The organism is Oceanisphaera avium (genome assembly GCF_002157875.1).
GTDB lineage: Bacteria > Pseudomonadota > Gammaproteobacteria > Enterobacterales > Aeromonadaceae > Oceanimonas > Oceanimonas avium.
In genome coordinates this window covers 990,611-1,003,258 of the sequence record NZ_CP021376.1, presented here as the reverse complement: position 1 = coordinate 1,003,258, position 12,648 = coordinate 990,611, and the positions used below count along the sequence as shown (strand labels likewise).

Here is a 12,648-nt window from a genome sequence, read left to right as displayed (position 1 = left end):
CAGCAACGCATAACCGACAAGGGGAATGAATGTGAATAAATCTCAACTGATCGATAAGATTGCCGAAGGCGCTGATATCACTAAAGCGGCGGCTGGCCGTGCTTTGGATGCATTTGTTGACGCTATTAGCGAAACCTTGCAAGAAGGCGAGTCTGTTTCTTTAGTGGGCTTTGGTACTTTTTCTGTGCGCGAGCGTGCGGCACGTACCGGTCGTAACCCACAAACGGGTGCAGCTATTGAGATCGCGGCGGCTAAAACCCCCGGTTTTAAAGCAGGTAAAACACTAAAAGATGCGGTGAATAATTAATATCGCTTTGATGTGAGGCTCAGTCATCGCTAAGCCCAATGAAAAGGCGCATCACTTGGTGCGCTTTTTTTTTGATAATAATGACATACCCCATTAGCGGGAGTAATAACAGATTATGTTTTTTGACAAACTCAGAGCGGGCGCCCAGGGCACCGTGTCCAAGGTGATTTTAGGCCTTATTATTATTTCTTTTGCTTTGGCAGGCGTAGGCAGTTATGTCTCTCAGCCTAAGCAAGAAGTGGCCGCTGTTGTTAATGGTGAAGACATTAGCGCCCAAGCATTAGAAAATGGTTATCGTAATGAGCGCGCCCGCTTAGAAGATCAGTTAGGCCCACAATTTAGTGAGTTATTATCGGATCCCCTTTATGTAGAGCAGCTGCGTCGCTCGGTATTAGAGCAGCTTATTGAGCAGCGTTTAATCGATCAAAAAGTGGCTGAGCTTGGCATTTATGCCAGTGATAACCAAGTGCGCGAAGCGATTCGTGCTTTGCCAGAATTTCAAGAAGACGGCCAATTTAGTAATAGCCGTTATCAGCAATTATTAGCGCGCAGCGGCATCAGCGCCGAACAACTCCGCGACAATATTCGCCAAGACCTAAGTCGCCAGTTATTAGTGAATACGCTGTTAGACTCAAGTTTTAGCTTAACCGTAGAAAGTGGTTTATTAGATAAACTAAGCCGCCAGCAGCGCAGTGGCGAAATAGTACGTATTCCTTTAGCTAAATTTGCCGAGCAAGTGCAACTTAGTGAGGAGCAAGTAAAGGCCTATTACGAGGAAAATTTAGCGAAGTTTCAGCGCCCCGAGCAAGTTAAAATTAATTACCTCTTGCTCGATAGCCATCGCCAAGCCAGTGATAACATAGATGATGCCGCCATTGAAGCTGAGTATCAGGCTAACATTGAACAATATCGCCAACCTGGCCAGCGCGAATTAGCGCACATTATGCTTACCAAAAGCGAGGATGCGAAAGCCAAATTAAAGGCGATTGCCAAGCGTATTGCTGAGGGTGAGTCATTTGCAGAGCTAGCTAAGACAGAGTCTGAAGATGCCTTCTCTGGCGAGCAGGGGGGGAATTTGGGTTGGATTGAAGAAGGTACTTTAGATCCCGCTTTTGATAACGCCGCGTTTGCCTTAAAGGAAGTAGGCGACGTATCAGAAGTAGTGGAAAGTAACGAAGGCTTTCATTTAATTACTTTGCTAGATAAAAAAGAAGCGAAAACGCAGCCGCTAGCCGAGGTGCGCGAGCGTATTGCTGCGCGTCTTGCTAAAGAGCAAGCAGCCAATGACTTTTATGAGCAAGAACAGCGCTTAGCAGATCTCGTGTTTGAGTTTCCCGACTCCCTCGATATGGCAGCTCAAGAGCTAGGCTTATCTGTGGTCAGTACCGACTTTTTCTCAGCCGAAGACGCACCCACGCCGCTCAATGACCAAAGAGTCATTAGTAAAGCGTTTGCTAAAGAGTTGCGCGAACAAGACATGAATTCGGAAGTGATTGAATTAGGTGATAATAAAGCAATTGTTATTCATGTGCTTGAACAGCGCCCAGCCGCCCCTCGTGAGTTTGCAGAGGTGAAAGACAAAGCGCGCGAGCAAGCAACAACCGCCGCGACCGCTAAACTAGCCGAGCAAGCGGCGAGCGAATTACAAACAGCATGGGCCAATAATAAGCAAGATGCCTGGCTTGCAGAGCAAGAGCTTAGCGTCGAAGAGCTAAAGGATCTGACTCGTGAGAGTGAGCAAGACAGTGCGCTGCTTACTCGCTTATTTGCCATGCCAAGCCCAAGCGAAGATAGTGCCAGTATACAAAAGGTCACTTTAACTGATGCAAGCCTTGCGGTAGTTAAGCTTAATAAGGTGGTGACGCCTAAGGATGACTCTGAGTTACAAGCACAAATTCAGGAAGGACAAGCAGGCATTCAAGGTCAAAAAGAGTTTGCCAGTTTCATTATGGCGTTAAAATCATCGGCAAAAATTAAGTACGGTGATTTATCTAGCTCCGAGGAAAATTAATAAGGCTATCTTCTAATAACAAAGGCGCTACGGCGCCTTTTTTAATGGCTTTTTTTGACTATATATTAGTTGAAGTTATTGATATTAAAGTAACAGAGCTTAAAGCAATGCAGCGTTTTCTTTTCAAGGGTAACTTCGTTATGATGAAGGCAGAGTTTATGATGATAACTACGTCAAGCCAGTCGGAGAGTCTCTTTTGATTAACGTATTCTTGGTTGATGACCATGAGTTAGTGCGCACAGGGATCCGACGCCTACTTGAAGACGTCAAAGGAATGAAAGTCTTGGGCGAGGCCAAAAGCGGCGAAGAAGCCGTGCTTTGGTGTCGTGAACAGCAGCCAGATGTGATTTTGATGGACATGAATATGCCGGGTATTGGCGGCATAGAAGCCACGCGCAAGATATTGCGCGCCAGTCCGGAAGTTAAAATAATTGTACTAACGATTCATACTGAAAATCCCTTTCCTACTAAGGTGATGCAAGCCGGAGCCAGTGGTTATTTAACCAAAGGAGCTGCGCCTGAGGAAATGATCAAAGCGATTCGCTTAGTTCAAAGTGGGCAGCGCTATATTTCTCCTGAAATTGCTCAGCGCATGGCGCTTAGCCAATTTAGCGATCAAGAAAATCCTTTTAAGCAATTATCGGAGCGCGAGCTACAAATCATGTTGATGATCACCAAAGGTCAGCGCGTGACAGATATCTCGGAGCAGCTAAATTTAAGCCCTAAAACCGTTAACAGCTATCGCTATCGTTTGTTTAGCAAGCTGGATATTAATGGTGATGTGGAGCTTACCCACTTAGCCATTCGTTATGGCATGCTGGATGCGGAAAAAATTTAAGCTCAAATGACCACCGCCTTTGATGCCAAAGCTTTTCTTGCTGTTGTCACCGACCAACCCGGTGTTTACCTTATGTACGATGAGGCGGGGGTGATTATTTATGTGGGCAAAGCAAAAAACCTAAAAAAGCGATTATCTTCTTACTTTCGGGCTCAGGTGAGCGGGGAAAAAACTCGTGCTTTAGTGCGCAATATTGTTGATGTTCAGGTGACGGTTACTCACACCGAAACTGAAGCGCTTATTTTAGAGCATAATCTCATCAAGCAGCACTTACCTCGCTATAACGTGCTGCTGCGAGACGATAAGTCCTATCCTTATATTTTTATTAGTGCTCACCCCCATCCGCGCATTGCGCTGCATCGTGGTGCTCGCAAGAAAAAAGGCGAGTTTTATGGCCCCTACCCCAATGGGGCAGCGGTGCGAGAAAGTTTGCACTTAATGCAAAAGCTGTTTCAGGTTCGCCAATGCACCGATAGCTTTTATGCTAATCGCTCACGCCCCTGTTTGTTATATCAACTTAAGCGCTGCTCAGGCCCTTGTGTAAAAGGCTTAGTCAGCGATGAAGAATATGCGCATCAATTGCAACTGGCGCGCTTATTTTTGCAAGGAAAAAATCAACAAGTTTTACAAGACTTAGCTAATAGTATGGAGCTGGCCAGTCAAGAGCTGCGCTTTGAAGAAGCTGCTAAATATCGAGATCAACTCCATGCATTGCGCCGCGTACAAGAGCAGCAGTTTGTCAGTGGTAATCTTTTAGATGATTTGGATGTCATAGGCTTAGCCGTTACCGACAATCAAGCCTGTGTGCAGGTGTTATTTATTCGCCAAGGAAAAGTATTAGGCGGGCGCAGTTATTTCCCGAAAGTGCCGGTGGGCACTGACGCTGAGGAAGTATTACAAAGTTTTGTCCTGCAATTTTATCTTTCCGGCGTGGGGGGCGAGAAGCACCGGCTGAAATTTTGCTTGATCAAACCCTGATCGATGAGCGTTTGTTAAGTGATACTTTAAGTGAGCATTATGGGCGGCGTATAAAACTTCGTAGTCGTACTCGTGCTGAGCGCGCCCGCTTTATTAAATTGGCCACCACTAATGCACAAACAGCGCTAGCCAGTCGTTTGGCTCATAAAAGCACTCAACGCCAGCGCCTGCTGCAATTAGAAGAAGTTTTGCGCTGTGGACCTATTTCTCGCATGGAGTGCTTTGATATTTCTCATACCATGGGGGAAAAAACGGTGGCTTCTTGCGTAGTGTTTAATCAAGAAGGGCCACAAAAAAGTGAGTATCGCCGCTTTAACATTACGGGCATCACTCCAGGGGATGACTATGCGGCGATGGAGCAAGCCTTAAGTCGGCGTTATCACCAAGCGGATATTGATAAGTTACCGGATATTTTATTTATTGATGGTGGCTTAGGTCAGCTAGCCCGTGCGGAAGCGGTGCTGGCGAGAGAGCTCGGAGATAATCCCCGCCAGCCACTATTAATAGGCGTAGCAAAAGGTGTGAGCCGTAAAGCGGGGTTAGAAACGTTAATTATGGGTGGCAGTCATGAAGAGCGGCATTTGCCTGGCGATATGCCAGCGCTGCATCTTATTCAACATATTAGAGATGAGTCTCACCGCTTTGCGATTACTGGCCATAGAGCACAGCGAGGCAAGGCGCGTGTCACTAGTAGCTTAGAGTCAATCCCCGGGGTGGGTGCTAAACGCCGTCAAGCCTTATTAAAATATTTGGGCGGCATTCAAGAAGTAAAACGCGCTAGCATTGATGAGCTGGCCAAGGTGCCTGGCATTAGCCAAGCATTAGCAGAAAAAATTCACGATGCCTTGCATCACTAAACTTCACCATGCGCGGCATGCTTTTATGGCGTTAATATAATGATAAATATTCCTAACTTACTGACTTTTTTTCGACTACTGCTGATCCCCGTATTTATTTTACTGTTTTATCTGCAGTTTGAGGGCGCTTATATGTGGGCGGCCATTATCTTTACCCTGGCTGCGATCACCGATTGGCTAGATGGATTTTTAGCACGCGCCTTAAAACAAAATACCCCTTTTGGTGCTTTTTTAGATCCCGTGGCCGATAAAGTGATGGTGGCCGCGGCCTTGATTATTATCGTAGAAGATTACAGTAGTGCGTTAGTAACCATACCTGCGCTGATCATGATAGGGCGAGAAATTATTATTTCAGCGCTGCGTGAATGGATGGCTGAAATCGGTCAGCGTTCACAAGTTGCGGTCAGCTGGATAGGGAAGTGGAAAACCACTATTCAAATGGTGGCCTTGATCGGGCTAATTTGGCAGCACAACATTTATATGATTTGGTCCAGTTATGCCTTTTTGTATATCGCTACCGGCTTAACCTTATACTCTGCTTATGATTATTTAAAAGCTGCTTGGGGAAATCTTACCGGTTCTGCTTAAATAATGATCACTTGCACCGCTTGGCGAGTAATTTTAAAAAATAAAATAAGTGAGCGGGCGAATTTTCTCACTTAATTGAATAGTTTAAGCCCCATGTACTGCGTGAAGTACGCTTTTAATTGAGTGAAAAAATACGCAAAAGGTTTATTAAATATACAAAAATAGGGCTTAGCGTTTAAAAATTGTGCGAACGAACTTTTAAGTATAGATTAGTGTTGCTTTAGGCGCGGGAATCATTAAAATGCCTAGCAAGTGAGTGAGGCAAGCAACACAGACGGCGCGTTAGCAAAGCGGTTATGCAGCGGATTGCAAATCCGTTTAGTCCGGTTCGACTCCGGAACGCGCCTCCAGTCTCCACTAGCTTAGTCTGCCCGGATGGTGAAATCGGTAGACACAAGGGATTTAAAATCCCTCGCTCGCAAGGGCGTGCCGGTTCAATTCCGGCTCCGGGCACCAAATAAAGTAATAACAAAAAAGCCACTCACAAGAGTGGCTTTTTTGTGTCTGCTAATTAGCGTTAACAAGCCCAGCCTACCTAGGCTGGGCTTATTTATTTGACGACTGTTGTTTCTTGAACGCACTTATCCAAGCTTATAAATAACTGGCGTAGCGTAAGATAGGCGCGCTTAGCGCTACTACTGTTAGCCAAGATAGGCTGTGCCGCATGGCTGTTAAGTTTAAGCTTATCTGACCGCGCCAGCCGTAATTGACTAAAACCGTAATGGCTGCCATTGTGCTGGCCCAGAACGGCTAAATCAAAGTCAATGCTATAGCTTGCTAGCTTAATACCTAGCGTACTCTCTGAGTTTGAAATAGTGCCACTGGTTCTAATAACATCTCGCCCTCTATAATAGCGCTTAGTATGGTCTTGATTTGCTCCTAGGTATTCTTCAAGACAGCTCGCGAGTGCTTCGCTCACAAAGGGGGTGTCAGTAAAAAAGCGGATGCTTTCTAGCTCAGCGGGACGGGTTTGGGTAATGGCTATCCCTTGAGCGGCGTTTTCTCTGATGTCAGCCTCGCTTGAGCCAAGGTAAGGGAGCGAGTCCAAGGCGCTACAGCCACCGAGCATTAAACTCAGTAGTATAGCGCTGGTAACTCGAGTGGAATTCATCGTAAACTCCTAATAGGAAAGATTAAGCGCTATCCTAATACATAACGCTGTGAGTACGAGGATTAGGCCAGCAATAAAAATTTGCTGCGACAGATTTCATCCACTGACGGCACAGGTTATTATGATTTTATTTCTTTATTATAAGGTTTAGTCTTGCGTATGCGTCTTTTACCAGGATGTACCCTGTTGGCTTTGATGATGGCCTCATTTATGACAACGTCGGTGAATGCCACCGCTTATCCTCATAGCAGTGTGGATGCGGTGATGTCTGAATACGGTTATTTAGCCGAAATTCGTATGAAGCCTTATTTTATGCGGGCCAATGTTAGCTATCCCCCTAAAGAGGTGGTATTGCTGGCGACGAAAGAAGAAAAAGCACTGGAGCTGTGGGCGCGCAGTGAAGGTGAGTTTAAATTTATTCGTAGTTACCCCATTAGCAAAGCCAGTGGTGTCTCCGGCCCTAAGTTAAAAGAAGGGGATCGCCAAGTGCCAGAGGGTATGTATCGTATTACCCACCTTAATCCAAATAGTCAGTTTCATTTATCAATGCGCTTAGACTATCCGAATTCTTATGACTTAATGCGCGCCGCTAAAGAAGGCCGGCGTAACTTAGGGGGGATATTTATATTCATGGCAAAGCACAGTCTACGGGTTGCTTAGCGGTGGGGGATATTGCAGTTGAAGAGTTATTTGTACTGGTGAATAAAGTGGGCGTGCACCATGCCTCAGTAGTGATAGCCCCGCACGATCCACGCCTCCAGCCCCTTGATGGTTTTGCGGATAATTTACCGCGCTGGGCGGTTGAGCTTTACGCTGACATCTCTCGTGAGTTTGCTAAATATCCCAAACAAGATATTTAACTCTGCTTTAACTGGGCATTTCAGCCCCGCTTATTATAAGCAGGGCTGTTTTTGTAACTAGCGCCACGTTAATAATTCCCACCCTCGAGCCAGCCCTAAGCGATATAAATTATTATCGGCATTCACGACCGCCGCACGATCCACATATTCTAATAAAGGTAAGTCGTTAAGCGAGTCACTGTAGCCATAACTTAAGCTTGGACGAAGCTGGTGCTGTTGTAGCCATTGCTCTAAACGGGTGAGCTTGCCTTCTTGATAGCTATAAACGCCTTGGGTGAGGCCCGTATAGGCACCGTTATTATGATCGAGCATAATACCAATAGCGTGCTCCACTCCTAATGCCCGTGCAATGGGCTTAACTAAGTGTTCGCCGGTGGCAGAAATAATGACTACCGTATGGCCTTGGTTTAAATGCCAGTTAAGTCGAGACTTAGCATCGTTATAGACGATAGGTAAAATATTATGTACTACAAAGTCCTCAACCAGTGGAGCAAGTAGCTCGCTTGGCCAATAACGGATTGGCGCTAAGGTAAGGGCCATATACGCATCCATATCCAGCAAGCCTTGATAATAAGCAGCCATTAAGCTTTGCTCTTTTTCTAAAATATCGGGGGTGGCGAGTTTGCGATCCACTAAATATTCTAGCCAGAGGCTGGCGGAGTCACCGGCAATTAAGGTTTCATCTAAGTCAAAAATAGCTAACGTCATTCTTCGCTCCTGCTAGAGTGAACATGCTGTGCGCCGAGGCAATTTACGGGTGCGAGCGCTGTCTTCATCATAGTGAATTTTGGCTCTTATTCTAGCGTTGCCACTGTGGCTCATCGCTACGAGTTATTAGGAATAAAAGTGAGTAGGGCACGTAACGGCTGTTGAGTGCGAAAAAAAATTAATCCCCTTGCCTTCACGCGTTAAATAAATATGGCCATCAGCTCCTAAGCTGACTCCCTCAAACTGACCTTGCTCACTGAGCTTAAATTGTTGCCCTTGCTCTTCAAGCACTTGGCCTTGGACGATTGGATACAACCATAACCATGCATGGCGATGAAGCCAGTTTCTACTATAACCCACTAACATTAATGTATGAGTGTGGGAGTCAAAGTCTGCACCTGTGACTAACATGGCCGGCGCTAATTGCTGTTGGGCCGTTAACGGGCTAGCACTTGTTAATGGTGGGTTGGGAGCAACTTTATAGAGGGTGGTGTTGGCATCTAGCCAGCGTTTAGTAAATAACCACAGCTCACCGTCTACCCAAGTGAGCGCTTCTGCATCAAAATTATGCTGGTGCATAGGCGGTTGAAAGCGCGTTTGTTCGCTATAACTAATGGCAAGCTTGGCGAGCAACTCTACTTTATTATCTGCTAATTGTAATTTAAGGATGTGTAAGTCTTGGCGTCGACCGCCATTATTACCGATATCGCCAATATAGAGCGTGTCTTCGTGCATTGTGATAGCTTCCCAGTCGTGATTGGGGCTTGGCACACTGAGGCGCTGACTAATGTCGCCTTGAGGCGTGAGCATAAATAATTCGGCTGGATTACCGCTGTCATTATGACTAATAAACCCTTGCTGATAAGCAATCAATCCTGAGCTTTCTTTTAAAGCCTCATCAAAATGAGTTATTGGCTCTAAAATAAGCGGGTGTCCAGGAGCGGGCTGACAGCCACTCAGTAATAACCACACAGGCAGTAACAGGATAATGGGCATCTTTGCTCCTTGATTAAGTGAGCATCTTATAATTAAAGTTTGCCAGTATTCAAAGCTTGACGCTAAGTACTAAAGTGCAAGGCCTGTCTTTATTTACTCATAAACGGGCTATTTATGGGCCTAGGTAACAATGCTCTACTTGTTAAATACCGCTTTAAAGGTAAGTAAGTGGTGAGCTGTGCTGCATTTTAATGTTATTTCCCTATTTTATTTTTAATGCCCGCCAAAAGTAAGAGCCCAGCTGATAAGCTGCCCATTATATTTAAACGATTTAACGGAGGGAGCATGGTTCGAGGTATAGCGCTATCGGTGTTTTCTGCCGTGTTATTTTCGTTTTTATATTATTATGCCAGCTTAATGTGGCCGCTCAGCGGTGAGGTAGTGTTTGGTTGGCGTATGCTGCTTACCATGCCGTGTGTTGGCTTGTTTTTGCTGTTTAGCGGAGATTGGCGCCATATCGCCGCTATTTATACAGATCTTAAACATAGGCCTAAGTTATGGTGGGGCTTACCCTTATCGGCAGCGCTGGTGGGGGTGCAATTATGGATCTTTATGTGGGCGCCCATTAATGGGCGCGGCTTACCGGTCTCGCTGGGCTATTTTATGATGCCGTTAGTGCTGGTCGTTATTGGACGCTTTTTTTACCAAGAACGTCCTACTCGCATCCAATGGATGGCCGTGGGGTTGGCGGCCATCGGAGTGAGTAACGAGGTTTGGCAAGCGGGTGGCGTTTCTTGGGAAACACTGGTGGTGGCGTTAGGTTACCCTGCCTATTTTGTATGGCGAAAGAGCCTAAGCACCGATAATCTCGGCGGCTTATGGTGTGATATGTTACTTATCATGCCGGTAGCGGCGTGGTTTGTGCTATCGGTGGAACAACCCTTTGCTGCGTTTGCTGAGCGTCCCGTATTATGGCCATTGGTGATAGGACTGGGGACAGTCAGTGCGCTGGCTTTAGTGTGTTATATTTTGGCCAGTCGCTTATTGCCCTTTAGTTTATTTGGCTTATTAGGGTATGTGGAGCCGGTATTGCTGGTGGTGGTGTCGTTAATATTAGGCGAGACCATTCAAGCCAGCGAATGGCCGACTTATATTGCCATTTGGCTGGCGGTGGGCTTATTAATATTAGAAGGAGTGAGGCGTATTTATTTGTTTAAACGCTATCCTTTTGATGCCTCGCTATCGAGTAATGAGCCTCTATAAGTGCTAAGCCCACATTACACACAGCGCTGCTAACACGATTAAGACTAAACCCCAGTGGTCTTGGCGAGCTAATTTAGCTTTAAAATAATAGCTAGAAATAAGGAGGGTAAATAACACTTCTACTTGGCCTAGCGTTTTAACCAGTGCCACACTTTCTAAGCTCATGGCGCTAAACCAACCGATAGAGCCCAAGCAACTACATAGGCTAATTAATGCCGTTAACGTAGGGCGGCGCGCTAAGCCTACTAAGCTTGCCGGCTCTTTTAGCCCCAGCCACGCTACTAGCACTAAGGTTTGTAAGCTGACTACCAGTGCTAACACCCAAGCTGCAGAAAAAGGAAATGACAGCTCAAGTAATAAACTGGCCTCTCGCACCCACAGTGAGGTGAGTGCAAAAGTAAGCCCACTGGCTATCCCCAGTAATAAGGTGTTAGGCGACATGGCGCCGTGAATATTACGCAACCCACTTAATAACGCCACGGCAACCCCTCCTATTATTACGCCTAGCCAGCCAAGGGGCGTTAATAACGAACCAAAAAAAAGTGTACCTAGCACGGCCGCCCAAATTGCTTCACTCTTAGCTAGGCCAACGCCTACCGCATAATTACGTAATTGAAATAAGCGCACCATCAGCGCCGTTGCTACAATTTGACACGCCGCCGCGCCGACAATATATATGCTAAAGCGCCAAGAAAAGTGTGGCAGCGGTTCAAGAGGGGACCAAAGATAAAGTGCGCCTAAATATAAGGCGGCTAAAGGGCCGGCTAAAATAAAACGCGCTAAAGTAACGCTAGTGGCGCCTAAGTCTTGGCTAAGTTGTTTTTGTAGGGCATTACGCCATGCCTGCATAAAAGCGGCAAATAGCGTAAAAGGGATCCAGAGCATTGAGGTCTCGTGAACAGTGAAGGGGAGAGCCCAGACCTCACCGAGGTGGGTCTTAAGTTTACCCCTTTTATTTAGTTAGGTAGCTATTTAGCGTGGATGATTAGGAAAGTCGCTGTAACTTATTCCCTTTACTCTGTCTTGCTTTGTTGCTGCTTTTTGCGAGCCAGCTTAGCCATTCGTCTTTGATGAGCGTTCGCGACAGCATCACTGCCAATATGGGCTTCACCGCGCGCCTTCGCTAATTGTAACTGGCGCTCACGCTCTGCATAGCGTTGCTGTTGCTCTGGGGTATGAGTGTTATAACAATACTCACAACTCACCCCATGCTGATAGTGAGCATGAGTGAGTGCTAAAGGCGATAACGGGGCGCGACACGCCGAGCATAATTGATATTGGCCAGGTTGCAGCTGGTGATTCACCGTCACGCGGTTATCAAACACAAAGCACTCGCCTTGCCATAATGACTGCTCGGCAGGCACTTCTTCTAAGTACTTTAAAATACCACCATGCAAGTGGTAGACCTCTTCAAAGCCTTGTTCTTTAAGGTAAGCGGTGCTTTTTTCACAACGAATACCACCGGTACAAAACATGGCAACTTTTTTGTGCTTAGTGCTATCGAGGTTGTTTTTAACATACTCAGGAAATTCACGAAAGCTATCGGTGTTAGGATTAAGCGCTCCTTTAAAAGTGCCAATTTCCACTTCATAGTCATTGCGAGTGTCGATTAGCACTACCTCAGGATCCGAGATTAAGTCGTTCCAGTCTTTGGCTGCGACATAGGTGCCCACCACTTGTAGCGGGTCAATACCTTCCACTCCCATAGTGACAATTTCTTGTTTGAGCTTAACTTTGGTGCGATAAAAAGGCTGCTCTGTACTGAGAGATTCTTTGTAATCAATGCCATAAAAGCGCGCATCTTGTGCAAACCATGCTTTTAATTGTTCAATGGCTAACGGCTGGCCTGCCACAGTGCCATTAATTCCTTCACTGGCCAGTAGTAAAGTGCCACGAATAGCAAGAGACTCAAGTAAGCTTTGTAGCGGCTCACGCAGCGCTTCATGATTTTCTAAACTAACAAACTTATAAAGAGCGCACACCACAAAGTGGGTGTCTTTAGTAACAGCAGCTGATGACATAAATAACTCCAGCGCACTTGCGCCGTATTAACGAAAAGAAGACGCCGTGCTGGGTGAATAACCGCGCTAATCCCAGCAAGCAAGCTGGCATATGATAGCAAATTTTAAGCACTCGCTGCAGCATAAAACCTCGCCTTGGCACGCTTCTTAAAGCAAAAAGGGGAGTGTTA

At 46.1% G+C, this 12,648-nt stretch carries 12 protein-coding genes, 2 tRNA genes and 1 pseudogene; 10 read left to right on the top strand and 5 right to left on the bottom strand.

The window, feature by feature from the left end; translation table 11 throughout:
- Nucleotides 1-31 precede the first annotated feature (31 nt).
- From CBP12_RS04540 to CBP12_RS04510, 7 genes and pseudogenes are all read left to right on the top strand, one after another.
- Nucleotides 32-307 (top strand): HU family DNA-binding protein, encoded by a 276-nt coding sequence (locus CBP12_RS04540; RefSeq protein WP_086963379.1) that lies wholly within the window; start codon nucleotides 32-34, stop codon nucleotides 305-307.
- A 115-nt stretch (nucleotides 308-422) separates the two neighbouring features.
- Complete coding sequence (locus tag CBP12_RS04535; protein ID WP_086963378.1) at nucleotides 423-2,318, top strand: SurA N-terminal domain-containing protein; 1,896 nt, start codon at nucleotides 423-425, stop codon at nucleotides 2,316-2,318.
- A gap of 196 nt (nucleotides 2,319-2,514) precedes the next feature.
- Entirely contained in the window at nucleotides 2,515-3,156 is a 642-nt protein-coding gene (gene uvrY / locus CBP12_RS04530) for a UvrY/SirA/GacA family response regulator transcription factor (RefSeq protein ID WP_086963377.1), read from the top strand.
- Between the two features lie 6 nt (nucleotides 3,157-3,162).
- A pseudogene (uvrC, locus tag CBP12_RS04525) lies at nucleotides 3,163-4,991 on the top strand (excinuclease ABC subunit UvrC).
- 39 nt (nucleotides 4,992-5,030) lie between these two features.
- Nucleotides 5,031-5,579 carry a CDP-diacylglycerol--glycerol-3-phosphate 3-phosphatidyltransferase gene (gene pgsA, locus CBP12_RS04520; protein ID WP_086963375.1) on the top strand — a complete coding sequence of 183 codons (549 nt, stop codon included), beginning with the start codon at nucleotides 5,031-5,033 and terminating at the stop codon, nucleotides 5,577-5,579.
- A gap of 276 nt (nucleotides 5,580-5,855) precedes the next feature.
- Nucleotides 5,856-5,929, top strand: a tRNA-Cys gene (locus tag CBP12_RS04515).
- Nucleotides 5,930-5,948: 19 nt separating this feature from the next.
- Nucleotides 5,949-6,035, top strand: a tRNA-Leu gene (locus CBP12_RS04510).
- 94 nt (nucleotides 6,036-6,129) lie between these two features.
- Here the strand turns inward: CBP12_RS04510 and CBP12_RS04505 are convergent.
- Nucleotides 6,130-6,690 carry a hypothetical protein gene (locus tag CBP12_RS04505; protein ID WP_086963373.1) on the bottom strand — a complete coding sequence of 187 codons (561 nt, stop codon included), beginning with the start codon at nucleotides 6,688-6,690 and terminating at the stop codon, nucleotides 6,130-6,132.
- 210 nt (nucleotides 6,691-6,900) lie between these two features.
- Here CBP12_RS04505 and CBP12_RS13690 point away from each other — a divergent pair, with 210 nt between their 5' ends.
- Nucleotides 6,901-7,350 carry a L,D-transpeptidase family protein gene (locus tag CBP12_RS13690; RefSeq protein ID WP_232455151.1) on the top strand — a complete coding sequence of 150 codons (450 nt, stop codon included), beginning with the start codon at nucleotides 6,901-6,903 and terminating at the stop codon, nucleotides 7,348-7,350.
- A 2-nt stretch (nucleotides 7,351-7,352) separates the two neighbouring features.
- Nucleotides 7,353-7,550: a hypothetical protein gene (locus CBP12_RS13685; protein ID WP_232455150.1), complete on the top strand. Its 198-nt coding sequence runs from the start codon at nucleotides 7,353-7,355 to the stop codon at nucleotides 7,548-7,550.
- Nucleotides 7,551-7,607: 57 nt separating this feature from the next.
- Here the strand turns inward: CBP12_RS13685 and CBP12_RS04495 are convergent, their stop codons facing one another.
- Entirely contained in the window at nucleotides 7,608-8,258 is a 651-nt protein-coding gene (locus tag CBP12_RS04495) for an HAD family hydrolase (RefSeq protein WP_086963371.1), read from the bottom strand.
- Between the two features lie 126 nt (nucleotides 8,259-8,384).
- A complete protein-coding gene (locus tag CBP12_RS04490; protein ID WP_086963369.1) occupies nucleotides 8,385-9,254 on the bottom strand; it encodes an SdiA-regulated/phytase-like domain-containing protein in 870 nt (289 codons plus the stop codon).
- Nucleotides 9,255-9,539: 285 nt separating this feature from the next.
- Between CBP12_RS04490 and rarD the strand changes: the two genes are divergently transcribed.
- On the top strand, nucleotides 9,540-10,457 hold the full coding sequence (rarD, locus tag CBP12_RS04485) for an EamA family transporter RarD (RefSeq protein WP_086963366.1): 918 nt from the start codon (nucleotides 9,540-9,542) through the stop codon (nucleotides 10,455-10,457).
- A gap of 3 nt (nucleotides 10,458-10,460) precedes the next feature.
- On the opposite strand, the gene CBP12_RS04480 is transcribed toward rarD, so the two are convergent.
- Nucleotides 10,461-11,342, bottom strand: a complete 882-nt coding sequence (locus CBP12_RS04480; protein ID WP_086963363.1) for a DMT family transporter — start codon at nucleotides 11,340-11,342, stop codon at nucleotides 10,461-10,463.
- 128 nt (nucleotides 11,343-11,470) lie between these two features.
- Nucleotides 11,471-12,478 carry an oxygen-dependent tRNA uridine(34) hydroxylase TrhO gene (gene trhO, locus CBP12_RS04475; protein WP_086963361.1) on the bottom strand — a complete coding sequence of 336 codons (1,008 nt, stop codon included), beginning with the start codon at nucleotides 12,476-12,478 and terminating at the stop codon, nucleotides 11,471-11,473.
- Nucleotides 12,479-12,648: the final 170 nt, after the last annotated feature.

Coding starts and splice junctions, on each gene's coding strand:
- CBP12_RS04535 (WP_086963378.1), top strand. CDS start 423: ATGTTTTTTGACAAACTCAGAGCGGGCGCCCAGGGCACCGTGTCCAAG.
- pgsA (WP_086963375.1), top strand. CDS start 5,031: ATGATAAATATTCCTAACTTACTGACTTTTTTTCGACTACTGCTGATC.
- CBP12_RS04505 (WP_086963373.1), bottom strand. CDS start 6,690: ATGAATTCCACTCGAGTTACCAGCGCTATACTACTGAGTTTAATGCTC.
- CBP12_RS13690 (WP_232455151.1), top strand. CDS start 6,901: ATGACAACGTCGGTGAATGCCACCGCTTATCCTCATAGCAGTGTGGAT.
- CBP12_RS04495 (WP_086963371.1), bottom strand. CDS start 8,258: ATGACGTTAGCTATTTTTGACTTAGATGAAACCTTAATTGCCGGTGAC.
- CBP12_RS04490 (WP_086963369.1), bottom strand. CDS start 9,254: ATGCCCATTATCCTGTTACTGCCTGTGTGGTTATTACTGAGTGGCTGT.
- rarD (WP_086963366.1), top strand. CDS start 9,540: ATGGTTCGAGGTATAGCGCTATCGGTGTTTTCTGCCGTGTTATTTTCG.
- CBP12_RS04480 (WP_086963363.1), bottom strand. CDS start 11,342: ATGCTCTGGATCCCTTTTACGCTATTTGCCGCTTTTATGCAGGCATGG.
- trhO (WP_086963361.1), bottom strand. CDS start 12,478: ATGTCATCAGCTGCTGTTACTAAAGACACCCACTTTGTGGTGTGCGCT.